Annotated in this window: 28 protein-coding genes and 1 pseudogene; 16 read left to right on the forward strand and 13 right to left on the reverse strand. The window is 65.5% G+C overall.

What is annotated here, in order from left to right:
• Window positions 1–304: pseudogene (locus Q322_RS23485) on the reverse strand (IS630 family transposase); the annotation flags it as partial.
• A 209-nt stretch (window positions 305–513) separates the two neighbouring features.
• Between Q322_RS23485 and Q322_RS22610 the strand changes: the two are divergent.
• Both Q322_RS22610 and Q322_RS22615 read left to right on the forward strand, forming a co-directional pair.
• Window positions 514–864, forward strand: coding sequence for a transposase (locus tag Q322_RS22610; protein WP_084148027.1), 351 nt, complete (start codon window positions 514–516; stop codon window positions 862–864).
• Window positions 861–1,757, forward strand: coding sequence for a P63C domain-containing protein (locus tag Q322_RS22615; protein WP_029478764.1), 897 nt, complete (start codon window positions 861–863; stop codon window positions 1,755–1,757). Before Q322_RS22610 ends, Q322_RS22615 begins: the two co-directional genes overlap by 4 nt.
• Before the next feature lie 55 nt (window positions 1,758–1,812).
• On the opposite strand, the gene gcvP is transcribed toward Q322_RS22615, so the two are convergent.
• From gcvP to Q322_RS0115280, 5 genes are all read right to left on the reverse strand, one after another.
• Entirely contained in the window at window positions 1,813–4,662 is a 2,850-nt protein-coding gene (gene gcvP, locus Q322_RS0115260) for an aminomethyl-transferring glycine dehydrogenase (RefSeq protein ID WP_029478765.1), read from the reverse strand.
• Between the two features lie 28 nt (window positions 4,663–4,690).
• Window positions 4,691–5,233 (reverse strand): AAA family ATPase, encoded by a 543-nt coding sequence (locus tag Q322_RS0115265; RefSeq protein ID WP_084148028.1) that lies wholly within the window; start codon window positions 5,231–5,233, stop codon window positions 4,691–4,693.
• Window positions 5,234–5,246: 13 nt separating this feature from the next.
• Window positions 5,247–5,612, reverse strand: coding sequence for a glycine cleavage system protein GcvH (gene gcvH, locus Q322_RS0115270; protein WP_029478767.1), 366 nt, complete (start codon window positions 5,610–5,612; stop codon window positions 5,247–5,249).
• Between the two features lie 59 nt (window positions 5,613–5,671).
• A complete protein-coding gene (gcvT, locus tag Q322_RS0115275) occupies window positions 5,672–6,769 on the reverse strand; it encodes a glycine cleavage system aminomethyltransferase GcvT (protein WP_029478768.1) in 1,098 nt (365 codons plus the stop codon).
• 104 nt (window positions 6,770–6,873) lie between these two features.
• Complete coding sequence (locus tag Q322_RS0115280; protein ID WP_029478769.1) at window positions 6,874–7,554, reverse strand: PIG-L deacetylase family protein; 681 nt, start codon at window positions 7,552–7,554, stop codon at window positions 6,874–6,876.
• 62 nt (window positions 7,555–7,616) lie between these two features.
• Here Q322_RS0115280 and Q322_RS0115285 point away from each other — a divergent pair, with 62 nt between their 5' ends.
• From Q322_RS0115285 to Q322_RS0115300, 4 genes are read left to right on the forward strand one after another with little or no spacing between them, the layout of a single operon-like run.
• Entirely contained in the window at window positions 7,617–8,615 is a 999-nt protein-coding gene (locus tag Q322_RS0115285) for a GNAT family N-acetyltransferase (protein WP_029478770.1), read from the forward strand.
• Window positions 8,612–9,595 carry a GNAT family N-acetyltransferase gene (locus Q322_RS0115290; RefSeq protein WP_245593280.1) on the forward strand — a complete coding sequence of 328 codons (984 nt, stop codon included), beginning with the start codon at window positions 8,612–8,614 and terminating at the stop codon, window positions 9,593–9,595. Before Q322_RS0115285 ends, Q322_RS0115290 begins: the two co-directional genes overlap by 4 nt.
• A gap of 57 nt (window positions 9,596–9,652) precedes the next feature.
• Window positions 9,653–10,327, forward strand: coding sequence for a hypothetical protein (locus Q322_RS0115295; RefSeq protein WP_029478772.1), 675 nt, complete (start codon window positions 9,653–9,655; stop codon window positions 10,325–10,327).
• Between the two features lie 48 nt (window positions 10,328–10,375).
• Complete coding sequence (locus Q322_RS0115300) at window positions 10,376–11,290, forward strand: carbohydrate kinase family protein (protein WP_029478773.1); 915 nt, start codon at window positions 10,376–10,378, stop codon at window positions 11,288–11,290.
• 442 nt (window positions 11,291–11,732) lie between these two features.
• Here Q322_RS0115300 and Q322_RS0115305 read toward each other — a convergent pair whose 3' ends face one another.
• Window positions 11,733–12,767: an AfsR/SARP family transcriptional regulator gene (locus Q322_RS0115305; RefSeq protein ID WP_029478774.1), complete on the reverse strand. Its 1,035-nt coding sequence runs from the start codon at window positions 12,765–12,767 to the stop codon at window positions 11,733–11,735.
• Window positions 12,768–13,239: 472 nt separating this feature from the next.
• On the opposite strand from Q322_RS0115305, the gene Q322_RS0115310 reads away from it, so the two are divergent.
• Window positions 13,240–14,739: an amidohydrolase gene (locus tag Q322_RS0115310; protein ID WP_029478775.1), complete on the forward strand. Its 1,500-nt coding sequence runs from the start codon at window positions 13,240–13,242 to the stop codon at window positions 14,737–14,739.
• Between the two features lie 9 nt (window positions 14,740–14,748).
• Here Q322_RS0115310 and Q322_RS0115315 read toward each other — a convergent pair whose 3' ends face one another.
• Window positions 14,749–15,249, reverse strand: coding sequence for a trypco2 family protein (locus Q322_RS0115315; RefSeq protein ID WP_029478776.1), 501 nt, complete (start codon window positions 15,247–15,249; stop codon window positions 14,749–14,751).
• A gap of 217 nt (window positions 15,250–15,466) precedes the next feature.
• Window positions 15,467–16,204 carry a YebC/PmpR family DNA-binding transcriptional regulator gene (locus Q322_RS0115320; RefSeq protein WP_029478777.1) on the reverse strand — a complete coding sequence of 246 codons (738 nt, stop codon included), beginning with the start codon at window positions 16,202–16,204 and terminating at the stop codon, window positions 15,467–15,469.
• A 241-nt stretch (window positions 16,205–16,445) separates the two neighbouring features.
• Between Q322_RS0115320 and metK the strand changes: the two genes are divergently transcribed.
• Window positions 16,446–17,681 (forward strand): methionine adenosyltransferase, encoded by a 1,236-nt coding sequence (metK, locus tag Q322_RS0115325; RefSeq protein WP_029478778.1) that lies wholly within the window; start codon window positions 16,446–16,448, stop codon window positions 17,679–17,681.
• A gap of 61 nt (window positions 17,682–17,742) precedes the next feature.
• Here metK and Q322_RS0115330 read toward each other — a convergent pair whose 3' ends face one another.
• Together Q322_RS0115330 and Q322_RS0115335 are read right to left on the reverse strand one after the other, a co-directional pair.
• The gene (locus Q322_RS0115330; protein ID WP_029478779.1) at window positions 17,743–18,687 is read right to left on the reverse strand and encodes a pseudouridine-5'-phosphate glycosidase; all 945 of its coding nucleotides are present in this window, start codon (window positions 18,685–18,687) and stop codon (window positions 17,743–17,745) included.
• Complete coding sequence (locus Q322_RS0115335) at window positions 18,662–19,675, reverse strand: carbohydrate kinase family protein (protein WP_084148029.1); 1,014 nt, start codon at window positions 19,673–19,675, stop codon at window positions 18,662–18,664. The genes Q322_RS0115330 and Q322_RS0115335 overlap by 26 nt, the downstream gene beginning before the upstream one ends.
• 87 nt (window positions 19,676–19,762) lie before the next feature.
• Between Q322_RS0115335 and minD the strand changes: the two genes are divergently transcribed.
• From minD to Q322_RS0115350, 3 genes are read left to right on the forward strand one after another with little or no spacing between them, the layout of a single operon-like run.
• Window positions 19,763–20,563: a septum site-determining protein MinD gene (minD, locus tag Q322_RS0115340; protein WP_029478781.1), complete on the forward strand. Its 801-nt coding sequence runs from the start codon at window positions 19,763–19,765 to the stop codon at window positions 20,561–20,563.
• Between the two features lies 1 nt (window position 20,564).
• Window positions 20,565–20,816: a cell division topological specificity factor MinE gene (minE, locus tag Q322_RS0115345; RefSeq protein ID WP_029478782.1), complete on the forward strand. Its 252-nt coding sequence runs from the start codon at window positions 20,565–20,567 to the stop codon at window positions 20,814–20,816.
• A gap of 5 nt (window positions 20,817–20,821) precedes the next feature.
• Window positions 20,822–21,520: a metallophosphoesterase family protein gene (locus Q322_RS0115350; RefSeq protein ID WP_029478783.1), complete on the forward strand. Its 699-nt coding sequence runs from the start codon at window positions 20,822–20,824 to the stop codon at window positions 21,518–21,520.
• Window positions 21,521–21,664: 144 nt separating this feature from the next.
• Here the strand turns inward: Q322_RS0115350 and Q322_RS0115355 are convergent, their stop codons facing one another.
• Together Q322_RS0115355 and Q322_RS0115360 are read right to left on the reverse strand one after the other, a co-directional pair.
• Window positions 21,665–22,111 carry a hypothetical protein gene (locus Q322_RS0115355; protein WP_029478784.1) on the reverse strand — a complete coding sequence of 149 codons (447 nt, stop codon included), beginning with the start codon at window positions 22,109–22,111 and terminating at the stop codon, window positions 21,665–21,667.
• Window positions 22,112–22,132: 21 nt separating this feature from the next.
• Complete coding sequence (locus Q322_RS0115360; protein WP_029478785.1) at window positions 22,133–22,720, reverse strand: YceI family protein; 588 nt, start codon at window positions 22,718–22,720, stop codon at window positions 22,133–22,135.
• A 138-nt stretch (window positions 22,721–22,858) separates the two neighbouring features.
• Here Q322_RS0115360 and Q322_RS0115365 point away from each other — a divergent pair, with 138 nt between their 5' ends.
• From Q322_RS0115365 to Q322_RS24620, 5 genes are read left to right on the forward strand one after another with little or no spacing between them, the layout of a single operon-like run.
• Window positions 22,859–23,938 (forward strand): FtsW/RodA/SpoVE family cell cycle protein, encoded by a 1,080-nt coding sequence (locus Q322_RS0115365; RefSeq protein ID WP_051668663.1) that lies wholly within the window; start codon window positions 22,859–22,861, stop codon window positions 23,936–23,938.
• A 19-nt stretch (window positions 23,939–23,957) separates the two neighbouring features.
• A complete protein-coding gene (locus tag Q322_RS0115370) occupies window positions 23,958–25,193 on the forward strand; it encodes an MFS transporter (RefSeq protein WP_245593281.1) in 1,236 nt (411 codons plus the stop codon).
• Window positions 25,194–25,241: 48 nt separating this feature from the next.
• Entirely contained in the window at window positions 25,242–25,403 is a 162-nt protein-coding gene (locus tag Q322_RS24610) for a hypothetical protein (protein WP_245593282.1), read from the forward strand.
• Window positions 25,404–25,449: 46 nt separating this feature from the next.
• Window positions 25,450–25,692 (forward strand): SDR family oxidoreductase, encoded by a 243-nt coding sequence (locus Q322_RS24615; RefSeq protein WP_051668664.1) that lies wholly within the window; start codon window positions 25,450–25,452, stop codon window positions 25,690–25,692.
• 12 nt (window positions 25,693–25,704) lie between these two features.
• Window positions 25,705–26,067 carry an SDR family oxidoreductase gene (locus tag Q322_RS24620; RefSeq protein WP_051668665.1) on the forward strand — a complete coding sequence of 121 codons (363 nt, stop codon included), beginning with the start codon at window positions 25,705–25,707 and terminating at the stop codon, window positions 26,065–26,067.
• Window positions 26,068–26,163: the final 96 nt, after the last annotated feature.

Genomic DNA, 26,163 nt, shown 5'->3' on the forward strand with positions numbered 1-26,163 from the left:
CCCGGCGGGTTGTCCACGTATCATCGGGAAAGCCATGCTGCGGCGCACCCTCCCGCAGGAGGGTGCGAAGCTGCTCGAGTTGGCTGGAGGTCAGACGTGATGGACGTCCTGGAGCGACGGTGGCCTGCAGCGTGCCGATCTTTTTGAGCCGGGCGCTCCAAGTGGTGACGGTGAGGACAGACACGCCAAAATGTTCGGCAATCTCGCGGTGCGTCTGGGTGCCGCGTTGAAGCCATTCGGCAGCGGCCAGTCGGCGTTCCTCAAGCTGGGCGCGGGAATACCGTGAAGGTTGCCATTCGGCCATGCCATTAGAGTATCAGGCTGTATTTACGCCGTGATCAATAATCCCCACCTCCCCAACCCACCCAGCCAAGTTCGCGCGTGCCTGAGCTGAAGCTGGGAGTGCTAATTGCTGGACACGTAGAATAATTGTGTACCTTTACGATAATGAATTTTCTTACGCTGAGGATTAAATTCTTCTCAGTTGCTACAGTTCAAGCGTAGGAGGAGACAGTGAGTAGTTTTGCTGAGGCGTTCTGGAAAGGCCATCCCCGCTGTCCGTATTGCGGTTCTCAACGAGCTACCGCGCATAAGGATGGCAAGAGATTCCAGTGCTATTCGTGCTTTACAGCGTTCAGTGCCACCACTGGCACAATTGCTCATCGGACTCATTTGAGCTTGCCCATTTGGTCATTGGCTGCTTCAGAATTGGATAAAAATCCAAAATTATCAATTAGAAAATTAGCAAATTTGCTCAAAGTGTCTAATAAAACTGCTGCAAGAATTAAGATGAAGTTATCTTCGCAGGAAGTGGAGTACAGAATGCAAATCAATGCCATCATAATTAACGGAGGTTTACCATGAATAGTCTAGAGGCGGTAGCAGAATCAACCCATTTTGGGACTTTGGTTCTCGGCAAAGATGGCGCAAAAATTAAATGCTTCGTTCTGAAAGATGGCAGGAGGGTGATCTCGGGACGTGGATTAACTGATGCAATTGGAATGAAGGGTAGAAGTGTCGGTGCAAAAAGAATTCTTGGAATGTCTAAGATTACTAGATATTTATCTGAAGAGGCATCAGAAAATATATCTGAGCCTATTAAATTTATTGGTAAGGGTACGTTAAAAAATGAGTACGGTTATGCAACAGGATATGAAGCTACCGTTCTATTGGATATTTGCGAGGCAATTCTAGAAGCTCGTGAAAGTGGCGACTTACACAGTGAACAAGAATACCGTTACGCTGAGTATTGTGAAGCACTCGTTAGGTCATTTGCGAAAATTGGTATCGTCGCGCTTGTAGATGAGGCGACAGGATATCAGGAAGAACGGGCTAGATATGAATTGCATAAAATTCTTGAAGCCTATGTGGCTAAGGAGTTGCTTCCCTGGTCAAAGAGATTTCCGGATGAATTTTATAAGGAGCTTTTTAGGCTTAGAGGCTGGCGAATGTCGCCAATGTCTGTTAAGCGGCCAAAATATGTAGGAAAGCTAACTAACCAACTAATTTACGAACATCTCCCAAAAGGTGTTTTGAGTGAATTGAGAGAGAAAAATCCTGTGACCGATAAGGGGTACAGGAAAGACAAGCATCACCAGTACTTGACTGCGAATATTGGCAATAGCCATCTTGAGAAGCAGGTTGCCAGCGTCACGATGCTCATGCGTATTTCGCCCGACTGGTCAACGTTTATGCGACATTTTAATCGCGCGTTCGGAAATCAAATGCCTCTATTTGAGGAGGCCGATATTCAGTGAGAGCTTTAGGGGCAGCCTCCAGAATGAAAGCTGCCCCTTTTCTATTTCTGGCCGTTTACGCCCCTACCCAATCCTCCATTGGCGGGCAGCTACACACGAAATTCCTGTCGCCGTACACGTTGTCCACCCTATTCACAGAAGGCCAGTATTTCCACTGCTTCTGCGCGGTGCTGGGGAAGGCCCCCACTTCGCGGCTGTAGGCCCGGTTCCACTCGGCCTGTAGCAGGTCTTCCTGCGTATGCGGCGCGTGCTTCAGCGGGCTGTCTTCGGCTTTAATCAGTCCGTCCTGCACTTCCTGAATCTCGCGGCGGATGCCCAGCATGGCGGCGATAAAGCGGTCCAACTCCGCCTTCGGCTCGCTCTCGGTGGGTTCGATCATCAGCGTGCCGGGAACCGGGAAACTCATGGTGGGGGCGTGGAAGCCGTAGTCCATCAGCCGCTTGGCGATGTCCTCCTCGCTGATGCCGCTGTCGGCCTTCAGGGGCCGGATGTCAAGGATGCACTCGTGCGCGATCCGCCCATTGCGCCCGCTGTACAGAATCGGGTACGCGCCCGCCAGCCTCTGTGCGATGTAATTGGCGTTCAGCAGCGCCACGCCCGTGCTTTCGCGCAGGCCCCTGGCCCCCAGCAGCCGGATGTACAGGTATGAAATCGGCAGAATGCTGGCGCTGCCATACGGCGCGGCGCTCACGGCCCCGGTGTCGCTGTCGTTGGTGGGCACCACGGAATGGTTGGGCAGGAACGGTGCCAGATGCGCCCTGACCCCAATCGGCCCCATGCCCGGCCCGCCGCCGCCGTGCGGAATGGCAAAGGTCTTGTGCAGATTCAGGTGCGAGACGTCGCTGCCGATCAGCCCCGGCTTGGCGACGCCCACCAGCGCGTTCATGTTCGCGCCGTCCAGATACACCTGCCCGCCGTGCTGGTGGATCAGGTCACAGACTTCCGTGACGTTGGCCTCGTAGACGCCGTGCGTGCTGGGGTAGGTGATCATCAGTGCGCCCAGATTCTCGCTGTGCTGCTCGGCCTTGGCCTTCAGGTCATCAAAGTCGATGTTGCCCTCGGCGTCGGTCCTGACCACCACCACGCTCATGCCCATCATGGCGGCGCTGGCGGGGTTGGTGCCGTGCGCGCTGGCCGGAATCAGGCAGACCGTGCGGTGGCTATCACCCCGGCTCTCGTGGTACTTGCGGATGGTCAGCAGCCCGGCGTACTCGCCCTGTGCGCCGCTGTTGGGCTGAAGGCTCACGGCGTCGTAGCCCGTGATATCGGCCAGCCAGCCTTCCAGCTCGGTCAGCATCTGCGTGTAGCCCTCGGTCTGATTGACGGGCGCAAACGGGTGCAGCGCGCCAAATTCGGGCCACGTCACCGGGATCATCTCGGCGGTGGCGTTCAGCTTCATGGTGCAACTGCCCAGCGGAATCATGCCGTGCGTCAGGCTGTAATCCTTGTTCTCCAGCGTCTTGAGGTACCGCAGCATGGCGTGTTCGCTGTGGTGTGTGTTGAACGTGGGATGCGTCAGGTAGTCGGAGGTTCGCTTGAGGTTGCCGGGAATGCCGTCCGTGGCCTGCGAATCCAGTGCCAGCACATCCACCGCTTTTCCGGTGATGACTTCAATGATGTCGGAGAGGTCAGCGGGCGTGACCGTCTCATCCAGCGTGACGCCGATGCGTTCGCCGTCGTACCGGAAGTTGATGCCCTTCGCCTCGGCCCGCTCCCGGATGGCCGCGCTGTCGCCCGTGAAGGTCAGCGTGTCGAAGAAGCTGTCGTTGACGGTCATTCCCGCGTCGCTCAGCGCCTTTGCCAGAATCCCGGCCATGCGGTGCGTGCGCTCGGCAATGGTGCGGACGCCTTCCGGCCCGTGGTACACGGCAAACGCCCCCGCCATATTCGCCAGCAGCGCCTGCGCCGTGCAGATGTTGGAGGTGGCCTTCTCGCGCCGGATGTGCTGCTCGCGCGTCTGCATCGCCATCCGCAGGGCAGTCTTGCCCCTGCTGTCCTTGCTCACGCCGATCACGCGGCCCGGCATGGAACGCTCAAAGCCCTTCTGGCACGCCAGGAACGCCGCGTGCGGCCCGCCGAAGCCCATCGGCACGCCAAAACGCTGGGCGCTGCCCACCACGATGTCCGCGCCCTGCTCACCGGGGGGCGTCACCAGGGCGCAGGCCAGCAAGTCGGTTGCCACGATCAGCGCCGCTCCCGCCGCGTGGATCTTCTCGGCAATTGGGGAGAGGTCACGCAAGTCGCCGTAGGTGCCCGGATACTGTGCCAGCACGCCGAACACGCCTTCGGGCAACTCGCCGGACGGATCGCCCATGACCACCTCGAACCCGAAATACTCGGCGCGGGTCTTGATCACACCCAGCGTCTGCGGGTGAACGTCGTCGGCCACGAAGAACACGTTGCCCTTGCTCTTGCCCTGGCGCTTGGAAAGAGTCATCGCCTCGGCTGCCGCCGTCGCCTCGTCCAGCAGGCTGGCGTTGGATACGGGCATGCCGGTCAAGTCCATCACCATCTGCTGAAAGTTCAGCAGCATTTCCAGCCGCCCCTGCGAGATCTCGGCCTGGTACGGCGTGTAGGCCGTGTACCAACCCGGATTCTCCAGCATGTTGCGCCCGATGACCCCCGGCGTGTGCGTCCCCGCGTACCCCATCCCGATGTAACTGCGGAACACCCTGTTCTTCTGCGCCACCGCCTTCAGATCGGCCAGCGCCTGCGCCTCGGTGACGCCCGGCCCCGCCGTCAGCTCGCCGTGAAACTGGATGGCTTCGGGCAACGTGGTCTCGATCAGCTCGTCCAGACTGGCGACGCCCAGCGCGTCCAGCATCTGCGCCTGCTCCCCCTCGCTGGGGCCGATGTGGCGGCGGGTGAAGTCGTTGGTGTTCAGTAGTTCGGATAGGGGACGCATGGGGGACATGAGAAGACTCCTTCAAGGATTAGAGGGATTGGGTCAGTTCGATCAGACGGCGAGTAATGGTTTCAGCGCTCAGAGAGGCGGTATTCAATTCCACATCCGCGCCGCGCCGCAGCAGCGGTTCCACGGTATCGATGTATTCCAGAATCTCTTGTTGGTCAGCGGCAGTCTTGCCGTAAGGGTTATTGGTGCGCCTTTTGACCCGCTCAAGAATGACCTCAGTGGGCGCGGTGAACAGCACCACACGGTCAAACAGCGGGTAAAAGCGGCCCTGGTTGGACACGCATCCACTGACAAACAGAGGCCCTGAACGTGGAGCGGCCAGGAGGTCGCGCATCCTGGTCTCGTTCCAGAGCCAGCCCGATTCAGTGTCACCTGGCTGGACACCCCACTCGCACCAGCCACCCACATCCGTTTCCACGGCCTCGAAGCCGTGCGCCTGCAAATGCTCGATGGCGGTGGTCTTGCCCGTGCCTGACATGCCGGTGATCAGAATGCGTTTAACGGCAGCGTCCACAGAAGCAGACTGAAGACCATCATTTTTCAATGCATCCACTTTGCTCATGCCGTCGGCGGCTTTACCCCTCTGCCGTCTCCGCGTACTTCTCGGCGTCCATCAAATCCGCGCTGGCCTCGGTCACGTCCATCTTGAACAGCCAGCCGCCTTCATAGGGCGACTCGTTGACTTTCTCGGGGCTGCCGTTCAGCTCGTCGTTGACGGCAGTGACTGTGCCGCTGGCCGGGGCGTAGATGTCGCTGGCGGTCTTGACCGATTCCACCACGGCCACCGTGTCGCCCGCGCTGACCTCGCGGCCCACCTCGGGCAGCTCCACGTACACCACGTCGCCCAGTTGATCCTGCGCGAAGTCGGAAATGCCCACGGTGCCGTCGGGGGAAAGCCACTCGTGCGAGGCGGCGTACTTCAGTTCAGAGAGGGTCTTCATGGTTGATTCTCCTGTGGAAAAGGGGTGGGGGACTGTAGGGAATAGAACGTGCTGTATGTTTACGCGCCCCGGTAGAACGGCAGGCCAATTCGCTCTGCCGCGTGCCGCTTGCCGCGCACCTCTACTTCAAAGCGGTCCGCCTCGGCGTGGGCAGCGTCCACCAATGCCATTGCAATCGGGTGGCCTAGCGTGGGGCTGCTGCTGCCGCTGGTCACATAGCCAATAGGGGGGCCAACCTGCACGCCGTCCGCGTAGACGGGATAGCCCTCGCGCACCGGCACGCGCTCCAGCTTCAGGCCAATCAGCTTCTGCGGCGGCGCGGCGGTGATGTGGGCGCGGCCCAGGTGTTCCTTGTCCTTGACCACCCAGGTGTAGCTGCTGCTCAGCGGGTGGATGGTGTCGCTGAATTCGTGGCCGTACAGCGGGAACCCGGCTTCCAGCCGCAGCGTGTCGCGTGCGCCCAGGCCAGCCGGGGTGATGCCGATGGCGAGCAGCCTGTCCCACAGCGCCTCGGCCTCGGAGGCGTCCACGAAGACTTCAAAGCCGTCTTCCCCGGTGTACCCGGTGCGGGCGAGCATCACGTCGAAGCCGAACAGCTTGGCGGAAAAGTAGGCGTTCTTCTTTTTGGCCGCCAGATCGGTGTCGCTGAAGGGTTGCAACAGTTCCGCCGTCTTCGGCCCCTGCACGGCCAGCAGCGCCCATTGATCCGACTCGTTGGACAGGTTCACGTCATGGCCCGCCGTGTGCTTTTGCAGATGCGCCCAGTCCTTGTCGATGTTGCTGGCATTGACCACCATCAGGTATTCGCCATCGGCCACCATGTAGATATAGATGTCGTCGATCAGCCCGCCCGATTCGCCCGGCAGCCAGTTGTAGTGGGCGCGTCCCGGGCGCAGCTTGCCCACGTCATTGGTGGTCACGCCCTGCAAAAAGGCCAGCGCGTCCGGCCCGGTCACGCGGAATTCACCCATGTGCGAGACGTCGAACATGCCCGCCGAGGTTCTCACCGCGTCGTGTTCGGTCTTGAGGCCCGCGTATTGCACGGGCATGTCCCAGCCGCCGAACGGCACCATTCGTGCCCCAGCCCGCAGGTGGGCGGCGTGCAGCGGCGTGCGCCTCAGCGTCGGCTCTGGCGGGTTTTCGGGGGTCTGGGTCACCCCAAAATGGTAGCCGAGTGGGGGGGAGTGCGTCCGGGCGTGCGGGACGCCGGGGCTTCAGTCAGACCCTTACGAACCCGGCAAGGTGTCCGGGAATGCTCCCTTCACTCCACTGCATAGAATGTTTCCAGCGTGATCCGCTCCGGGAACTTGCGGATAAAGTCCACGGTACTCAGCGCCTGGGTACGGTGGCAGGCGATGGCCTGCAATTTGCGGGCAATCCGCGCCGTCACGTCATGGCGGATGTTCGGCGGCAGCCACTCGGCGCGCAACTCCTCGTTTTCGGGGGGCGTGTCGCTGGCGTAGTACCACAGAACCGGGCGGTCATTTTCCGGCAGGCTGTCCCAGGCGGCCTTCACGGCGCGGTGGGTGGTCACGTGGTCCGGGTGGCCGTTGCTGCCGTTGGGCGGAAAGCTCAGCACGGTTTCGGGGCGGTGGCGGGTCATAGCCTCGCGGGCCACTTCCACCAGCGCCTCTAGAGGCTGATCCTTTAAGTACTTGTCGGGAAAGGCGTGCTGCTCGTGAACACTGCCGGGGGTGGTGGTCAGGCCGATCACTTCCAGGCAGGCGGCCAGTTCCACGGCGCGCATGCGGGCCAGTTCCTCCGGTCCCTCGGCCAGCCCCAGGGTGCGGCCCGCCTCGCCGCGTGTCAGGGTGACCAGGCCGCAGCGGTGGCCGCTTTCTAGCAGGTTCATCAGCGTTCCCGACGCGCCGTACACCTCGTCGTCGGGGTGGGGAACGATCAGCAGGAGTTTCAGGTTCTGGGCGCTCTGGGAATCACTCACACCCCTCAGCATAAGCGTGCTGGCGGATGCGCGGACGGACGGCGGCAGAGCAGGATGGAAGCATGAACGCCCCCGCTTCCAGCCTGACCCTGCGCGAACCGCGTAAGCCGCAGGACTACCCGGCCCTCGCCGACGTGCTGAACGCCAGCAACCCCGCCTGGCCGGTGACGCCCGAACTCCTGCGGACCTGGGACGAGGCGCGCGATCCGGCGCTGTTCAACACCCAACTGGTGGCCGAGCTGGGCGGGCGCATAGTGGGCGCGGGCGGCATCGGTCACGACGATTTTGCCTTTGAGGAATGGCGTTATTTCGGCAACTTGGCCGTTCACCCGGATGTTCGCGGGCAGGGCGTCGGCACGGCGCTGTACGACGGGTTGCTGCGCCGGGTGCGTGGGCGCGGAGCGCGCGAGGTCCGCACCATGATCAGCGACGAACAGACGGACGCGCCGGGCCGGGCTTTTGTGGAGAAGCGCGGCTTCGCGGTGGTCTGGGAGCGCTACGAATCGCGGCTCGACACCCGGGCCACGGACCTCGCGCGCTTCGACGACCTGCTGGCGTCGGTGGCCGCAGACGGCGTGGAGTTTCGCTCGCTGACTGAACTCAGGGCCGAGCCAGAGCGCAACCGCTGGCTGTGGGAACTGGACTGGGAACTGTTTCAGGACGTGCCGATGGGCGAGACATTGACCAAACGTCCGCTGGAAGTCTGGGCGAAACAGGAGCTGGAAGACCCCACGCTGGCCCCGGACCTGTCCTTCGTCGCCGTCCGTCCTGAGTTGAATGACCCGCTCACCGGCCCGTACATCGGCTACAGCACGCTGGGGCGCAATCCGTCGGGCTTTTACTACATCGGCATGACCGGGGTCAAGCGAGCGGACCGGGGCAAGGGCATTGCCAAGGCGCTGAAGGTGGCGGCCATGCGCGCCCTGCACGCCCTGGGCGGCGGCGAGATCCGCACCTTCAACGACCCGCCCAACGTGGCGATGCTCGGCATGAACGAGGCGCTGGGCTTCGTGCGGCATTCCCGCAGCCTGCGCTACGAACTCAAGCTGGAGGACGTGTGAGTCGAGCACGGGTGAGTCTCAGCATTCGCTCGGCCACCGACGCCGATTTCCCCGCGCTGGCCGGGTTGATGAGCGGGGCCAATCCGCGTCACCCGATCACGCCACAAACGTGGGCGCATGAGATCGGCGAGTTGCGCGGGCATCTGCTGGGGCTGCACGTGGCGCAGTGGCTGGCCGAGGAAGGCGGGCAGCCGGTGGGCATGGCACTGACCCTCCAGGTGCCCGGCATGTACCACCCGGACCGCTACTGGGCCGAGGTTCTTGTTCCGCCTCAGTATGGGCAGCGCGGCGTGGGGCAGGCGCTGGCCGGGACGCTGGAAGCCCATCTGCGTGGGCGCGGGGCGCGTGAACTCCTCTCCGGCGCATACGAGGAGGAGCCGTGGGCGGTGGAATTCCTGTCCCGGCGCGGCTTTTCCGAGACGCTGCGCTACTTTGACAACGTGCTGAGACTGGCGGAATTTGACGCCCTGGCCTGGGCAGAGGAAGCCAAATTGCCCGAAGGGGTCCGCGCCCTCTCGCTGGCCGAACTGGCCGCAGAGCTGGGCATGGACGCGGCCATCACCGCCTTTCACGCCGCCTTTGCCGAGGTCCGGGAGGACGTGCCGCGCTCCTCGCCGCCCACACCGCACACCCTGGAGGATTTTCGCAGCCACCTGCTGAATGCCCCCCACTTCTTCCCCAAAGGCATCCTGCTGGCTGTCACGGACGCGGGCGAGGTAGTGGCCCTGTCGGAGCTGGAACGCAAGGGTACGGACCCCGCGCGGCTGGACACGGGCCTGACGGGAACGCGGCGGGCGTGGCGGCGGCGTGGGCTGGCGCTGGCCCTCAAAATAGCTGCGTTACGCGTGGCGCAGCAGCACGGCGCACGCGAGGTCTGGACCGGGAATGCCACCACCAATCTGCCCATGCTGGCGCTGAATGAACGCCTGGGCTTCCGGTCTCGGCCCGCGTATGTAGAGATGCGCTGGGGCGGCGTTTGAGTATGTTGGTGGAATGCGGTCGGTCATCTCCAAACAATGCGTGTTGCGTCCGGTCCTATGCTCCTCAGCATTGATTGGGACGCCTATTCCGGCACGCGCGAGTTGGTGTTCGACGCGCCGATTTGGGGAACGCGCGACCTCGCACATGACCGGCTCGACGCCTGGCGAGGGCGGGTCCAGAAACGCGGTGGCCAGGACTGGGCCGCGCTGGAGGAGGATTTCCCCCTGTATTCCGGCTGGCAGGAGTTGGCCCAGTACGCCGGGATGCCTGCATTTGTGGCCCTCAGTCACGCGGACGCCTGGGCGTGGCTGGAACGGTTTCCGGGTCAGGACGTGCTGAACATCGACTCCCACCATGACCTCGCCAGCTTCAGTGGGGACGCTGCGCGCGTGCGCCCCGGCAACTGGGCGGGCCTGGGCCTGCGCGCGGGCCTGATTCGGCGGTATACCTGCCTGTACCCGCCGTGGCACGCGGCCCTTCCGGTGGCGGAGGGCTTCGATCTGGACCGCACCCGCGCCGAACTGGAGCCGCTGCTGCTGCCGGAGCTGCTAGGCCGCGTGACCCTGACCCGTACTCTGCCGCTGCCTCCTCCCAGGGAAGTTCAGGCGCTGCTGCTGGTCCAGTCCCCGGCCTGGACCAGCCCCGCCCACGATGCCGAATTTCTGGAGCTGGCCGGGCGTCTCAACTGCGCGACATTGACCCAGCCGATGCGGCGGCTTTCAGCCCTTTAGACGTTCAGACTTTTAAACCTGCTTCCCGCGCTAGCCTCACAGTCATCTATGTCACCCCCATCACTGCCCCTGATCGTAAGCGCCGGAGAAGCCCTGACTGACCTGGTGACCGCCGGGGGCGCGGCCTGGACGGCGCATCCGGGCGGCGCGGGCTGGAACGTGGCGCGGGCCTGCGCCGCCCTGGGCGTGCCGAGCGCCTTTGCTGGAGCGGTGGGCCACGACAACTTCGGGGATGACCTCTGGCGTGCCTCTGCCGGGGCCGGGCTGGACCTGCGCTTTTTGCAACGGGTGGACGCCCCCACGCTGATGGCCGTGGTATACCGCGCCTCTCCGCCCGCCTACCGCTTTCTGGGCGAGAACAGCGCGGACCTGCACTTTGATCCCGCAAAGCTGCCGGAGGGCTGGCTGGGCGCAGTCAAGTGGCTGCACGTGGGCGGCATCAGCCTGAGCCGCTGGCCGCTGGCCGATACGCTGCTGGCCCTGGTCAGGGGGGCACGCTCCGCAGGCGTGAGAATCAGCTTCGATCCCAATGCCCGCATCACCCACAGCCATCCGGAATATCCGGCGGTGATGGAACGCGTGGCGCGGCTCTCGGACCTGCTGAAGTTCAGCGATGAGGACCTGGGCTTCTTCTTTCCCAGCACCTCGGAGGCGGGGGCGCTGCAAACGCTGCGCGGCTGGAATCCGCGCGCGCCGATTGTGATCACGCGGGGCGCTCAGGGTGCGTCGCTGTACCACGCGGCGGGCCGGGCCGACGTGCCCGCCTTTCCCGTGCAGGTGGCCGACACGGTGGGCGCGGGCGACGCGCTGTGCGCCGGGCTGCTGGTGTCGGCCACCGAACGCCCCGGGGGGCTGTGGACCGAACATCTGGCCCTGGGCCTCAAGGCCGCCGCCGCCGCCTGCGCTCACGCCGGGGCCTACGCGCCCACGCGCGCCGATCTGGAGGCGATGGGGGAGCGCTGAGTGGAACAGGTGTTTTGTTACAGCGTTCAATAAGTTGGGCAGTCATACGGATTCCGGTTGAACAGTTATGAAATAACTGCGAAACCCGACCGACGGGAGAAGGAAAAGTACGGATTCCAGAATGGTGTTGGCTTTTGGTGCTGTCCCAAAAGATAACTGAATGACCGGAATCCGTATCACTGAATCTGAGACATTAGAGTTTCGGGCACAGGTATCTCGCCTTACAGGACGACATTCTCTGACCTCGCTCATTTCCTCGCACGTTCTTTCAAAGGCCCACGACTGACTGAACGCTGTCATCACTTCCGGGCGTCCTGCCAGCGCACCGCCTCATTCACCCAGCACAGCGGGCACTCCTGCGCTGGCTCCAGCCTGAAGGGTCAGCGTCCGTTTCGGAGCAGGCTCTCGGCTGGCCCAGACCACCTGGCCCAGACCACTGTTCTCAGTCCAGGTCCACAGCCCACCACGCCTCGCGCTGGGCGGCCAGGCGGGCGCGCGGATCGCCGATGGTGTCCAGGGCGCGGGCCAGGCCCTGCCAGTCCAGCTCGCTCATGGGATCAATCGCCAGGGCGCGCTGGTGGAACTGGGCGGCGTCCTTGGCATTGCCCCCCGTGGTGGCGGCGCGGGCGGCCAGGCTCAGCACGCTCATCTGCTTGTGCTCCAGCCGGGCGCGCACGTCGTTGACCCAGGGGCTGTCCGCGCCGGGCAAAAAGGTGCCGTACTGGCCGGTCAGTTCACGCATTTCTTCCAGGCCCAGGCTGCCGTGTTCGGCCTGCGTCGCCAGCAGCTCAAAGCGGTACACGTCGTATTCGGGATTCAGGTCCCCGGCCAGCGCGTAGCGGCGGTTGGCGCTGACCACCGTCTCGCTGCTCAGGCTGCGGCGCAGGCGGTGCAGGGTGGTGTGGAACAGCGAGCTGGCGCGGGCCTCGTCCTTTTCCGGCCACAGCGCCTCGGCGGCCTCCCAACTGGTGACCTCTTTGTGTTCCAGGAGAAAGAAGAACAGTTCCAGCGCCTTGCGGCTGACCCACGACACCGCCGCGCCCTGCCACACCACCTGCGCGGTGCCCAGCGCCTTGGCCTGCATGCCGCCCTCGGCCTGCACGTTCAGGCCCGCGCGGCGCAACCGGGCGTCGATGGTGGTGGTCAGGTCCTGCGGGGTAAACGGTTTGGGCAGGTAGTCGTCCGCGCCCAGGTTCATGCCCCGGCGCACGTCACCGCGCTCGGCGTGGCTGCTCAGCAGCATGAAGGGAACGGCTGAGAGCTGCTCGTGTTCGCGCAGCTTTTCCAGAAATTCCAGGCCCGTCATGTACGGCATCACCACGTCGCTGATCACCAGATCAGGGGTAAAGACCTTCAGCAGTTCCAGCGCTTCGACCGGATGGGTGCTGGTCCGTACCTCGTGCCCGGCGCGGCTGAGGATCACGCTGACGAGTTTAAGGATGGCAGCGTCGTCGTCCACCACGAGGATGCGGGGCATATCGGCGATTCTAACAGTAAGGGTCAGCGCCGCATGGAGGAAAATCGACAGAATTTCACCGATGGCGGCCCGAGAAGTCGGGGTGATCTGCTGGGGGATGACAGGAGCTGCCGCGCCGGGTGAGCATTCTGCGCTCTGATCTGGCTCGCCCCCGTCCATTCGCCGAAGTTCCACGCGTTTTCTTGGCTCCGTCTAAATTGGCTCCATGCATATAGGCTCCGTACAAATATGCTCTGTGCGAAGAGCGGTAGGGGACGCTGGGCCATTCTTTGCGGGAGGGGAAGAAAAAACCCCGTGTACTGACCACGCCTCCGTCTTTCAAAGCGGCCAGAGGCCCGGACGTCTGCCCCGACCTGGCCCCGGCGACTGCTGGACGGGTAACCGCTCCGGGCCGGGTGGGCGGCCCAGCCCGGAGCACACCTGCGGGCCACTCGCCAGGGACTCCGGCCCCCCGTGCATTACTCTGCGGACCATGACCCAACCTCTGAGCATCATCCAGGCCACCGTCATCACGCAAGATCCGCAGACGCCACAGGCCGGGGCCGTGCTGGTGGGCGGCGGACGCGTGCTGGCGGTGGGCGAGCTGGCAGAGTTGCAGGCCACCGCCCCGCGCGCCGGGCTGCTGGACCACCGCGACCTGATCCTGACGCCGGGCCTGTGCGACGCCCACACCCATCTGGTCACCTACGGCTTCTCGCTGTCCGAGATCAACCTGCACGGCGCGCGCAGCGTCTCCGAGGTGCAGGCCAGGGTGGCACAGGTGGCGATGAACACGCCCGCCGGAAGCTGGATTCGCGGCGGCGGCTTCCTGCTCTCGGAGCTGGGCGTCAGCGGCTACCCCACGGCGGGGGTGCTGGACGAGGTCAGCCCGCATCACCCGGTTCAGCTCTACTCGCGCGATCACCACATGACCTGGGTGAACAGCGCCGCGCTGCGCGCCGCCGGAATCACCGAGGCCACCCCGGACCCGGAAGGCGGCCAGATCGTGCGCCCCCTGGGCTGCCTGCTGGAACACGCCAGCGCGCTGGTCTCCGCCGTGATGCCCGAACCCACCGAGGCCGAGTACCTGGCGGCTGCCCGGGCCGGGGCCGACGATCTGGCCGCGCGTGGGTACGTCAGCACGCACACGATGGCCTACGAACCCCCCCAGGCCCCCCGCGCCCTGCAAACGCTGGCGGCGCGCGGCGAGCTGCCGCTGAGAATCTGGGCCTGCCTGCCGCACAGTCGCCTGGACGCGGCCCGCGACCTGGGCCTCGGTTCCGGCAGCGGCGGACTGTTCGGCTGGGGCGGCGTCAAGTTCTTCGCCGACGGCGCGCTGGGCAGCCGCACCGCCTGGCTGCACGCCCCCGGTTTTGCCGACGGCTCCGGCACCGGGATCGCGCTGGACCCGCCCGAGCTGATCCGCGAGCGCGGGCTGGAGGCCATTGCCCTGGGCCTGACGCCCGTGACCCACGCCATCGGGGACCGCGCCAACACCGAGGTCTTGAACGTCTACGACGATCTGCGCGCCGCCGCCGCCGCCCGGGGCATCCGCCTGAGAATCGAGCATTCGCAGCACCTGCGTCCCGAGGATGTTCCGCGCCACAAGGGATTGGTGTGCAGCGTGCAGCCCATCCACCTCCAGGCCGACGCGCCCATGATCCGCGAGCTGATGCCGCATCTGGCGGAGGGCAGTTACGCCTTCAAATCGCTGATGGACGCCGGGGCGATCCTGGCCTTTGGGAGCGACGCCCCGGTGGCCGCCCCCGATCCACGCGCCAATTTTGCCGCCGCAGTGAGCCGCGTGGACGACGGCGGCGGGCGGCTGGCCCCTGCCGAGGCCATGACGGTGGAAGACGTGCTGTGGGCACACACGCGCGGCCCCGCGATGGCGGCAGGCTGGGAAGATGAGGGCCACATTCGCCCCGGCGCACGCGCGGCCTTTACGCTGTGGGACCGGCTGGGGGGCAACGCGCGGGCGCTGGTGCTGTAGCGGTCCGGCTCAGGTCAGCGGGGCCAGCTTCAGGGTCACGGTGTGCATCCGCTCCTGGCCCGCGCCGCCCCCGAATTTGCCGATGTACAGGCTGCCGTCCTGCCTGACCGCCACCGCGAAGACCAGTTGCCCGCCCACCGATTGGAAGGGCAGGTCGGGGGAAAGCCGCGTCCATTCCGCCGCCCCGATCCGCAGGGCGTTCATGCCCGCGATGAGCTGATACGGCAGGTCTGCGGGCAGGGACTCCGTGGCGGCAAGGGTGTTTAAGGGCCTGCGCTCCCAGCACAGCGAGAGGGTCTGGGTCTGGGTGTCTATCGCCTCGCCCGTGGCCGTCAGCAACCGCCACTCGAAGCCGCCGCCCGCCTTTTCAGACAGCACAGTCTTGAGTTTCAGCTCGATGTGCTGGACCACCAGCGCGTTGGGATCGCCGCTCTCTTTCCCAAAATCCTGGGCGACGCTGGCCTGCACCGCCGTCACGAAGTCCAGCACCGATACGGCGCGGTTGGGCATGGATTCCTCCTGATACGAACTCCGATTGAAAGGTGTTGAAAACACCTGGACATCCGAGGGGGCGTCCAGGCGTCCTCATGGGCGCTGCTCTGGACAAGACCGCGAGCAGAAGAACAGCGGGTTCCGGACGTGGAGTGGACGAGGGCGGCGCTGTCCCGATTCATGCCCGAAACAAACGGAATCCGCATGAGGCAGTCTGGAAGGAGGCGAGGCCCAGTTATTCCTCGTCCTCGTCCTCCGGCAGATCGGCGTTGGAATAGACGTTTTGCACGTCGTCCAGTTCTTCCAGGGCGTCGATGACGGCCAGCAGCTTTCTGGCGTCGCCGCCCTCCACCGCCACCATGTTGCTGGGAATCATGGTCAGGGCCGCGCTCTCGATCTCGTAGCCCGCGCCGCTCAGGGCCTCCTGCACGGCGTAGAGGTCGGTGGGTCCGGTGCTGATTTCCAGCCCTTCCTCGGACTCCAGGATGTCTTCCGCGCCGTGCTCGATGGCGATTTCCTGCACCGTCTCGGCGGTATCGCGCAGCAGCAGCACGCCCTTTTTCTCGAACTGCCAGGCCACGCTGCCGCTGGTGCCCAGGCTACCGCCGCGCTTGTTGAACACCGCACGGATGTCGGCCACGGTGCGGTTGACGTTGTCGGTCAGGGTTTCAATGAAGATGGCCGTGCCGCCGGGGCCGTAGCCCTCGTAGGTCACTTCCTTGAACTCGGCGGCCCCGGCGTCCGCGCCCAGCGCCCGCTTGATGGCGTTGTCGATGTTGTCCACCGGCACGGTATCGGTCTTGGCCGCCGCGATGGCATTCTTCAGGGACAGGTTGCCCGCCGGGTCACCGCCGCCGCCCGAACGGACCGCCGCCCCGATGGCGCGGATGTGCTTGCTGTACATCGCGCTGCGCTTCTTGTCGTTCGCGCCTTTCTTGCGCTTGATCTGGGACCATTTGCTGTGACCTGCCATATGGCGGCCAGTCTAGCGCCAGAGCCTGCGGAGGAGCGTCCCCACGTTCTCGCGGATGCGGCCTGCGGGGAGGGTGCGAAATGCGGGGGGACAATTTCTCCCGTTTTGCTCCCACGCCTTGCGTTACCCTGCACTTGCCGCGCTCCGGGCAGGGGGCGGGGCCGTGATCCGGGCACACAGCGCCATCCCTCTCCAGGCCGTTCTGTGAGACGCCTCCCCGGACGCGTACAGGAGAAAAGCCATGCAAAAGTTCTATACCTCGGAATCGGTTTCGGAAGGTCACCCGGACAAGCTCGCGGACTTCATCTCGGACAGCATTCTGGATGAGTTCCTGCGCCAGGAGCCGGGCAGCCGGGTAGCGGTGGAAACGCTGCTGACCACCGGCATGGCCGTGGTGGCAGGCGAGGTCCGCGCCGAGACCGCCCACGTGGACATCCAGAAAACCGTGCGCGAGGCGGTCAAGACGGTGGGCTACACCCGCGCCAACTACGGCTTCGATGCCGAGTACAGCGCCGTGCTGGTGGCCATCCACGAGCAGTCCCCCGAGATCGGGGCGGGCGTGGACACCTCCGAGGAATGGCGCGAGATGACCCCGCAGCAGCAGGCGGACCCCGCCAATGCCCACAGCCGCACCGGCGCGGGCGATCAGGGCCTGATGTTCGGCTACGCCACCGACGAGACGCCGGAACTGATGCCGCTGCCGATCAGCCTGGCGCACGCGCTGACGCGCCGGATTGCCCAGCTTCGCAAGGACGGCACCCTGACCTATCTGCGCCCCGACGCCAAGGCGCAGGTGACGGTGGTCCGCGACGGCGAACCGCACGAGGGCGGCCCGGTCAGCGTGAACACCATCGTCATCAGCACCCAGCACGACGAGGACGCCACGCAGGAGCAGATCCGGGCGGACATGCTGGAACACGTCATCCGGGCGGTGATTCCCGCCGCCCTGCTGACCCCAGACACCAATTACTTCATCAATCCCAGCGGGCGCTTTGTGATCGGCGGGCCGCACGGCGACACTGGCCTGACCGGGCGCAAAATCATCGTGGACACCTACGGCGGTGCGGTGCCGCACGGCGGCGGGGCGTTTAGCGGCAAGGACCCCACCAAGGTGGACCGCTCGGCGGCGTATTACGCGCGCTACATCGCCAAGAATCTGGTGGCCGCTGGCCTGGCCCGCCGCGCGCTGGTGGAGGTGGCCTACGCCATTGGCCGCGCCCATCCGGTCAGCCTGCGGGTGGACACCTACGGCACCGGCACGCTGGGCGACGAACGGCTGGCCGAACTGGTGGGCGCCCACTTCGACGCCCGCCCGCAGTCGATCATCGCGCAGTTGGGCCTCCAGCGCCCGATCTACGCCCAGACCGCCGCCTACGGCCACTTTGGACGCCCGGAATTTCCCTGGGAGCAGACGGACCGGGCCGAGGGGCTGCGGCTGGCGGCGGAAAGCAGGACAGTTCAGACGGCAGGGGTGTAAAGCCGCCTCACCCAACCCTCTCGGCAGAGGGGAGGGTGCCGCGCCAGTAGCGGGTGAGGGGTTACTGACCCAGCCGCGTGTACTCCACGGCCACCCGCGCCGCCACCGCCGCGTTGTGCCGCACCAGCGCGATATTCGTTTCCAGGCTGCGCCCGCCGGTCATTTCCACGATGCGGCCCAGCAGATATGGCGTGGTGTCCTTGCCGGTCAGCCTTAGCGCGTTCATGTCCGACAGGGCCTGCTCGATCTGCCCGGCCATCTCCTCAGCGGGAATCTCGGCGTCCTCGGGAACCGGGTTGGCGAGCAGCACGCCGCCGCCCAGGCCCAGGGTCCATTTGACGTGCAGCACGCGGGCGGCCTCGGCCTCATTTTTTACGCTCAGGGGTGAGGCAAAGCCGCTGCGGCGCGAATAGAAGGCGGGAAATTCCTCCGCGCCCAGCGTGATGGCGGGAATGCCCTGGGTTTCCAGCACTTCCAGCGTCAGGCCGATGTCCAGGATGCTCTTGACGCCCGCGCTGACCACGCAGACCTCGGTGCACGCCAGCTCCAGCAGGTCCGCGCTGATGTCCATCGTGTTGCCCGCGCCCCGGTGGACGCCCCCGGTGCCGCCCGTGGCAAACACGCGGATACCCGCCAGCGACGCGATTCGCATGGTGGCGGCCACCGTCGTCGCACCGTGCTGCCCCAGCGCCACGGTCACGGGCAGATCACGGGTGCTGATCTTCTGCACGGTCTTGTCGGTGGCTAATTTCTCCAGTTCGTCGGGCGTCAGGCCCACTTTCAGGCGTCCACCCAGCACGGCGATGGTGGCAGGCGTCGCGCCGTTGTCGCGCACGATCCCTTCCACGCCGCGCGCCATTTCCACGTTCTGCGGGTACGGCATCCCGTGGCTGATGATGGTACTTTCCAGCGCCACCACGGGCTTGCCCGCCTTCAGCGCGGCGGCGACTTCGGGGGTCAGGTCCATCAGAGCGGCGACTTCAGGACGGATCGGGTGGGGCGTCATGGGCCACAGGGTACGTCAGCCCGCTGACTGTGCCGGTCAGGAGCCGTGCCCGCACCGCCCCCCGCGTCAGGTCCGGTACCACTGTCTGCGCGCTTTCTACGGTCAGAGCCGCCGCCGCGTGGGCTTCGCGCGCTGCATCTGGCAGTGGCTGCCCATCCAGCAGCGCCGCCAGAAATCCGGCCAGCATGGCGTCCCCGGCCCCGGTCACGTCCACCACGTCCGCGCTCAGGGCGGGCAGCTCCCACAGTTCCTGTGATATCGACAGCAGACTGCCGCGCACGCCGCGCCGCACCCACACGACGTCCACGCCGCGCCCGTGTAGGGTCAGCGCCGCCTCGCGGATGGTGGGAGCCGTGTCCGGCACCTCGGCCCCCACCAGCGCCGAGAGTTCGGCCAGATTGGGCGTGACGGCCCAGGGCGCGTGGCCACTGTCCAGCGCGGGCAGCAGCCGCGCCGCCTTGGGAACGCTGACCGGCTCGAAGATGACCCGCGTCTCACTCTGGCCGGTGTGGACCAGAAGGGCGAGGAGCGTTTCAGGGGACAGGTTGCCATCCGCGACGACATAGGCTGCGCCACCCAGCATGCCCGCGTGCCCGGCCACCACCGCCGGGGTCAGGGCGCTCGTAATCCCCATCGCCGCCACCGCGATCAGCAGCTCGCCGCCGCTGTCCAGCACCGCCGTATACGTTCCCGTGGCGTGTTCTGGTACGCGCACCGTGGGCGACACGTCCACGCCCGCCTCTGCCGCCAGCCGCATCAGATCGCCTCCTAGCACGTCCGTTCCCACCGCCGAGAGCAGGGCCACGCGCACGCCCAGCCGGGCCAGATTCTCGGCCACGTTGCGGGCCACGCCGCCGGGGGTCTGCGCGGCCCGGCCCGGATTGCTGGTGCCGGGCACGGCGGGGGCCAGCGTCTGCACCTTGAGGTCCATGTTCGCGCCGCCGATGGTGATGACCTGAGCCATCTGAGACAGAGGATGGGAAACCATCTCCCGAGTATGCCAGCGGCTTCCACCTCCCACCCTGCCCAGCCCTCCGCCCACGCCCAGGGGTCACAGGCGCTACACTGCCGGGCAATGGATGCCAAGGTAATTGTGGTCACGTCGGGCAAGGGTGGCGTGGGCAAAACCACGACCACCGCGAACATTGGAGCGGCTCTCGCCAAACTGGGAGAGAAGGTTGTAGTGATCGACGTGGACGTGGGCCTGCGAAATCTGGACGTGGTGATGGGGCTGGAATCGCGGGTGGTCTTTGACCTGATCGACGTGCTGGAGGGAAAATGCCGCATGAGTCAGGCGCTGATTCGCGACAAGCGCGTCGAGAACCTGCACCTGCTGCCCGCCAGCCAGACCCGCGACAAAGATGCCCTGGACCCTGAAGTGTTCAAGGAAGTGGTGCGCGGCCTGATCGAGACCGAGGGCTTTGACCGCGTGCTGATCGACTCGCCCGCCGGGATCGAGTCGGGCTTTCGCACGGCTGCCGCCCCGGCGACGGGCGCGCTGGTGGTGGTCAACCCCGAAGTCTCCAGCGTGCGCGACGCGGACCGCATCATCGGGCTGCTGGAAGCGCAGCAGATTAATGAAATCCGGCTGGTCATCAACCGTCTGCGGCCCAAGATGGTCGCCAGCGGCAACATGCTGTCTGAGGCCGATATTCTGGACATCCTGGGGGTCAAGCCGATTGGCGTGGTGCCCGAGGACGAGGGCATCATCGTGTCCACCAACATCGGCGAACCCGCCGTGCTGGGCAAGACCCGCGCGGGCGAGGCGTTCATGGCCACCGCCCGCCGCCTGAAGGGTGAAGACGTGCCGTATCCCAAATTCGATGTGGAGGGCGGATTCATGGCCGCCCTGCGCCGCCTGTTCGGGGGGGCCTGACATGTTTTCCTGGCTCAAGCGTGGGCGCACCAAGGAAACCCTGAAAGACCGCCTGGAACTGGTGCTGGCCTATGACCGCGCCCAGATTCCCCCCGGCAAGGTCGAGGCCCTCAGAAACGATCTGCTGGAAGTGGTGCGGAAGTATTTCCCCACTGGCCAGAGCAGCATCGAGATCGAGCAGCGCGGCGACATGGTGGTGCTGCTGGCGAATATTCCCATCGACGAGAACGCGCAGGGCCGCAGCAAGCCCTGAATCCCATGCGCCTGGCCATCCTCTCCGACGTTCACGGCAACGCTTACGCGCTGGAGGCGGTGCTGGCTGGTATCCGCGCCGCCTCGCCGGACGCCGTGTACAACCTGGGCGATACCGTCTGGGGCGGCGCGGACCCGGCCCGCGCCTACGCGTTGCAACTGGAACACGCCCCGCCCACCGTGCGCGGCAACACCGACGAAACGGTGGCCGGGTGGCACGGGGGGCGCTCGGAAGCCTGGCGCGAATGGGTGGTGGCGCAGCTTCCGCCCGAGGTTCCCGGCGTGCTGGGCCGCCTGCCCACCACGGCGGCGGCGGCGGGCGGTGAACTCTTGATGGCCCACGGAGGGATGAACAGCGCCTGGGACGCCCTGTTCGCGGGTACGGGTGGAGGCGCGGCCACGCCTGACGGGTTGCTGGAACAGGTGGCCGGCTGGCCGGAGGCGCGCGTCGTCGTCGTGGGCCACACCCACCGCGAGCAGTTCGCGTGCGCGTGCGGCGTGACCTTTGTGAATGTCGGCCCCGTCTCCCGCCAGGTTCAGGGCGATCCGGCGGCGCGCTGGGCCATGCTGGAACGGCGCGGCCCGGTCTGGAACGTGACCTTTCAGCGCACCGAGTACGACGTGGAGGCGGCGGCGCGGTGGGCGCTGGCCCATTGCATCGGCGGTGAGAAGGAGGCGCGGCAGTTGCGGAGTGGGCGGGCGTAGGGAGACGCCTCACCCGCCGCTGACGCGGCACCCTCTGCACGCCGGAGAGGATCAGGAAACCATAGGATTCATCGCCCCCGCCCTATCCAGAATCAGCCATAAAAAAGCCCTCTCCGCAGGGGAGACGGGTCCCTTGAAAACCCCTCAGGCTCTTTCGCTCGGGGCAGGCGCAGCGGCGCGCAGGGCCACTTTGCGGCTCCAGCGCCCCCCCAGCCAGAAGGCCGCCGCCAGAGCCAGCAGCCCCAGCACCGTCAGGATGCTCAGCAGGCGCACGGTCTTGAGTTGTAGCGGGTACAGACCCAGTTCGGTGAGCATCGGCTCGTCCACGTAACGCAGACCGTCCGCACCGGTTTCAGGCAGGAAAACGGCCTGGTTACGGATGATCAGGTCCTGCGGGCTGCCGATGCGGGTGCCGCTCGGCCCCTGTGCCCTGGCCTCATCCCCGAAAAGACTGGCCTGTGAGGCGGGGGCCGGGCGCAGCAGTTGCACCGGCTGGGCCTGCGCGCCGAGCCACAGCCCGGTCACCAGGGCCACGGCGGCCAGGACGGCGCAGACGGCGGCCAGCCTGCTTAGGACGGTGGTTCTATCCATGCCTCCCTCCCCTGCCCATGCTTACGGCTGGGAGGCAATGAACTTGAGGCTGATCGGCAGGGTATTCCCCACACGTCCCGCCTTGATCGCCGGGTGCTGCACGCCGTAATCGCTCAGCAACACGTTCATTTTGAGCGAGACGGCCAGCGCGTCGCCGGGGATCTTCATCCCTTTGGTCACGTCGTTGGCGGGGGTCAGCTTGACGCGGGCGGTGGTGCTGACCGGTTTGGTCACGCCGTTCATGGTCAGGGTGCCGCTGACCTTGTAGTTGTCGCCGCTGACCCAGGACACCTGGGTGGTCTTGAAGCGGATGACCGGATTGGCGGCGAAGTTGAACCAGTCCTTGCTGACCATGTGGCTGTCACGCGCGGGCACGCCGGTCTTGATCGAGGCTCCGTCCACCGTCAGATCGGCGCTGCCCATTTTCGCCGCCGCGTCGAAGGTCACGGTGCCGCTGATCTTGTTGGTGATGGCCGTGAAGTTCTCGATGTCGGTCTCGTTCTCGGCGGTCATCACGTTCACGTTGTCCAGATCGGTCACGGCGTATTTGACCGGGGCAGCGACGGCGCTGGCGAGCAGCAGGGCGGGCAGGATGAATAGATAACGCATGGTTCTCTCCTTTGAATAGGGGGCCGGATGGCGGGGGCGTATCTGCTTTACGGAGCTGGAAACACAAAGGTTCAATGGCACGTTTGGGCCTCGCGCCGTTCCCACCACCCACGCCCCCGCGTGCCGTAGCCTGAGCGCGTGAGGGAAGCCTTCAAGTACGATCTGCGTTTTCCGCTGGTCATCGCGGCGCTGCTGGTGGTGGGCCTGATGACGGTCAGCACCGCCGCGCTGTCGTCCCGCGCAGCAGCAGGGATTTTTACCAAGCAACTGATTGGGGTGGCCCTGGCCGCCGTGCCGCTGGCGCTGCTGTGGTGGGCGGGCAGAGACCGCATTTACAGGGCTGCGCCGTGGGTCTACGGGGCCGCCCTTGCCTTGCAGGCCAGCACCTTCGTGATTGGCCGCGAGGTCAACGGTCAGCGCAACTGGATCGAGATCGGCCCGCTGCAATTCCAGCCGCTGGAAATCCTGAAGTTCGCCATGATCCTGATGCTGGCGGTGGCCCTGCGCGCCGGGTACAAGGGCTTGAGGACCTACCTGCGGGCCTTCGCGGTCTTCCTGCCCGCCGTGGGACTGGTGGCCGTGTCGGACATCGGCGGGGCGCTGGTGCTGAGCGTCATCTTCGGAATCATGCTCTTGGCCGCGCGCATTCCGTGGTGGCACGCGCTGCTGGCCGTGATGTTGGCAGGGGCCGCCGTCCCCACCGTGCTGTATCCGCATCTGGAGCCGTATCAGCAAAAGCGGCTGACCATCTTTCTGGACCCGTATCAGGACCCGCGCGGAGCCGGATACCAGGTGATTCAGAGCACCATCGCGGTGGGTTCAGGCGGGGTGCAGGGCAAGGGCTACAAGCAGGGCAGCCAGTCGCACAACGGCTTCTTGCCCGAGGCGCACACCGATTTTGCCTTCAGTACCTGGGCCGAGGAACAGGGCCTGGTGGGCGGCCTGGCCGTGCTGGCGCTGTACGGGCTGCTGTTCTGGGGACTGGCCGGGATGGCGGCGGGTTCGCCCCGCTTGCAGGACCAGATTCTGTTTGCGGGCGTGCTGGGGCAGGTGGGGTTTCAGGCGCTGGAAAATATCGGCGCGGCGCTGGGCGTGCTGCCGCTGACCGGGATCACCCTGCCGCTGATCAGCTACGGCCTGAGCAGTCTGGTCAGCACGCTGGCGACGCTGGGGCTGGCCTACGTGATTTACCGGGACCGTTTCGAGGGGTCCATCTGAGGGGATGGGCCGGGCCAGCGTGACTGTCGCTGCGCCGCCTCCGACTCCTGTTCAGCCTCCACCACTGCGGTTGTCGGCGGCACAACTGGGATTGATCGTCTCCAACTTCTTGATGTGGGGCGGCTTTTTCGCGGTGATTCGGCTGGTCACGGTGCATTTTGCGGGGTCCATGGCGTCTGGCGGTCTGGGCTGGGCGGCGGCCAGCGTGGGGCTGGTGCTGGGGCTGCGGCAACTGACGCAGCAGGGCCTGACCGTGCTGGGCGGGGCGTGGGCCGACCGGATTGGCCCCAAGCCGCTGATCCTGGCCGGGTGCGTGCTGCGTTCGCTGGGCTTTGCCTGGATGGCCTTCAGTGTCACTTTTCCGGTCCTGCTGGCCTCGGCGCTGCTGGCGGGGATCGGGGGCGGGCTGTTCGACGCGCCCAAGAACGCGGCCATCACTGCCGTCACGCAGCCCGAACACCGGACGCGCCTGTTCAGCCTGGCGAGCATATCGGGCAATCTGGGCATGGTCACCGGGCCACTGATCGGGGCGGCGCTGCTGGGGCTGGGGTTTCAGGTGGCGGCCCTGGCGGCGGCGTGCGTGTACCTGCTGGCCGCCGCGCTGATGGGCCTGACGCTGCCGCATGTGCGCCCGCCCAGCCGCCCGCGTGGCAGCGTCCTGGCCGGACTGCGGGCCGCCGCCGCCAACGCACCATTTCGCCGCTTCACCCTGGTCTTGATCGGCTACTTTCTGCTCAGCACGCAGATCAACGTGGCGGTGACCCTCAAGGCCATCGCGCTGGCGGGACCGCAGGCCACCGGGCCGCTGTACGCGGTGTCGGCGGGGCTGGCGGTGGCGCTGCAATACCCGCTGCTGCGCCTGGCCGAGCAGTACCTGCGCGTCCGCACGGTGCTCACGCTGGCGGTGGGCGCGGTGGGACTGGCGCTGGGGCTGATGGCGCTGGCCTCCACCTTTGGCGCATTGCTGCTGTGCGTGGCCCTGTACAGCCTGGGCACCATGCTGGTGTATCCCACCCAGCAGACCTTGACCGCCCGGTTCGCCCCTGCCGATCAGGTGGGCAGTTACTTCGGTTTCAGCGCCATCAGCCTGGGCGTGGGTGGAGCGCTGGGCAGCGTGCTGGGCGGCTGGCTGGTGGACACCGGCGCGCGGGTGGGCCTGCTTGCTCTGCCCTGGCTGTTGCTGGCGGCCACCGGCTTTGCAACCGCCTGGGGCCTGCGCTGGGCGCTGCGCGATCTGGCCCCGGCTGGGCGCTGAGGCGCACTGGACGGACTGAAGGTTCAACCTCATCCCATAGGAGAAAGCATGAACACGACTGACCCTCTGAGCGGAAAAATCGCCGTGGTTGCTGGAGCCACCCGTGGCGCGGGACGGGGCATCGCCGTGGAACTCGGGGCGCTGGGCGCAACTGTCATCTGCACGGGCCGCAGCACTCGCGCGGGCCTCAGCGAACTGGGACAGACCTAGAGAAACCATCGACGAAAGTGCTGAGCTGGTGACGGCGGTAGGGGGAGTGGGCGTAGCGATCCGCTGCGATCACCTGAATGAAGCGGAGGTGCGGGCGCTGGCCGAACGGGTGCGGGCCGAGTTCGGCGGCCTGGACTGCCTGGTCAACGACATCTGGGGCGGAGAGCGCTTCAGCGAGTGGGGCAAAAAGGCGTGGGAACTCGATTTAAGCAAGGTGCGGGCCATGTTGGAGGCGGGCCTGTGGAGCCATGTGGTCACCGCCCGCCACCTGCTGCCGCTGTTGCGATAGGGCGGGCTGCTCGTGGAAGTCACGGACGGCGACGACTGGAACTACCGGGGCAATCTGGCCTATGACCTGACCAAAACAGGCGTGATGCGCCTGGCCGTCGCCTGGGCTGAGGAATTAAAGACGGACTCACGTGCCATCACCAGCGTCAGTGTCACGCCGGGTTATCTTTGCAGCGAGGAAATGCTGGCGGCCAAGGGCCTGACTATAGACAACTGGCGCGAGGATCGTGATCCCAACTTCCGGGCGTCCGAGACGCCGCGCTTCCTGGGCCGGGGCATCGCCGCGCTCGCGGCTGATCTCCATAAACACCGTTTCAATGGTCAGGGGCTGTCATCTTGGACGCTGATGGACGAGTACGTCTTCCTGACGGCCTGACACAAAGTATGAGAAAGCGTCCCCGGTAGGGGACACTTTCTACCTGTGACAACCGAAAATGCCACCGGGGACGCGCCCCGACTTTATCAAGCCGTC

The organism is Deinococcus frigens DSM 12807 (genome assembly GCF_000701425.1).
Classification (GTDB): Bacteria; Deinococcota; Deinococci; order Deinococcales; family Deinococcaceae; genus Deinococcus; species Deinococcus frigens.

Bases quoted from the DNA above. Each gene is read 5' to 3' on its own strand.
- Q322_RS22615 (WP_029478764.1), top strand. From the start codon at position 861: ATGAATAGTCTAGAGGCGGTAGCAGAATCAACCCATTTTGGGACTTTG.
- gcvP (WP_029478765.1), bottom strand. From the start codon at position 4,662: ATGCGTCCCCTATCCGAACTACTGAACACCAACGACTTCACCCGCCGC.
- Q322_RS0115265 (WP_084148028.1), bottom strand. From the start codon at position 5,233: ATGAGCAAAGTGGATGCATTGAAAAATGATGGTCTTCAGTCTGCTTCT.
- gcvH (WP_029478767.1), bottom strand. From the start codon at position 5,612: ATGAAGACCCTCTCTGAACTGAAGTACGCCGCCTCGCACGAGTGGCTT.
- Q322_RS0115285 (WP_029478770.1), top strand. From the start codon at position 7,617: ATGAACGCCCCCGCTTCCAGCCTGACCCTGCGCGAACCGCGTAAGCCG.
- Q322_RS0115295 (WP_029478772.1), top strand. From the start codon at position 9,653: ATGCTCCTCAGCATTGATTGGGACGCCTATTCCGGCACGCGCGAGTTG.
- Q322_RS0115300 (WP_029478773.1), top strand. From the start codon at position 10,376: ATGTCACCCCCATCACTGCCCCTGATCGTAAGCGCCGGAGAAGCCCTG.
- Q322_RS0115305 (WP_029478774.1), bottom strand. From the start codon at position 12,767: ATGCCCCGCATCCTCGTGGTGGACGACGACGCTGCCATCCTTAAACTC.
- Q322_RS0115310 (WP_029478775.1), top strand. From the start codon at position 13,240: ATGACCCAACCTCTGAGCATCATCCAGGCCACCGTCATCACGCAAGAT.
- Q322_RS0115315 (WP_029478776.1), bottom strand. From the start codon at position 15,249: ATGCCCAACCGCGCCGTATCGGTGCTGGACTTCGTGACGGCGGTGCAG.
- Q322_RS0115320 (WP_029478777.1), bottom strand. From the start codon at position 16,204: ATGGCAGGTCACAGCAAATGGTCCCAGATCAAGCGCAAGAAAGGCGCG.
- metK (WP_029478778.1), top strand. From the start codon at position 16,446: ATGCAAAAGTTCTATACCTCGGAATCGGTTTCGGAAGGTCACCCGGAC.
- Q322_RS0115330 (WP_029478779.1), bottom strand. From the start codon at position 18,687: ATGACGCCCCACCCGATCCGTCCTGAAGTCGCCGCTCTGATGGACCTG.
- Q322_RS0115335 (WP_084148029.1), bottom strand. From the start codon at position 19,675: ATGGTTTCCCATCCTCTGTCTCAGATGGCTCAGGTCATCACCATCGGC.
- minD (WP_029478781.1), top strand. From the start codon at position 19,763: ATGGATGCCAAGGTAATTGTGGTCACGTCGGGCAAGGGTGGCGTGGGC.
- minE (WP_029478782.1), top strand. From the start codon at position 20,565: ATGTTTTCCTGGCTCAAGCGTGGGCGCACCAAGGAAACCCTGAAAGAC.
- Q322_RS0115350 (WP_029478783.1), top strand. From the start codon at position 20,822: ATGCGCCTGGCCATCCTCTCCGACGTTCACGGCAACGCTTACGCGCTG.
- Q322_RS0115355 (WP_029478784.1), bottom strand. From the start codon at position 22,111: ATGGATAGAACCACCGTCCTAAGCAGGCTGGCCGCCGTCTGCGCCGTC.
- Q322_RS0115360 (WP_029478785.1), bottom strand. From the start codon at position 22,720: ATGCGTTATCTATTCATCCTGCCCGCCCTGCTGCTCGCCAGCGCCGTC.
- Q322_RS24610 (WP_245593282.1), top strand. From the start codon at position 25,242: ATGAACACGACTGACCCTCTGAGCGGAAAAATCGCCGTGGTTGCTGGA.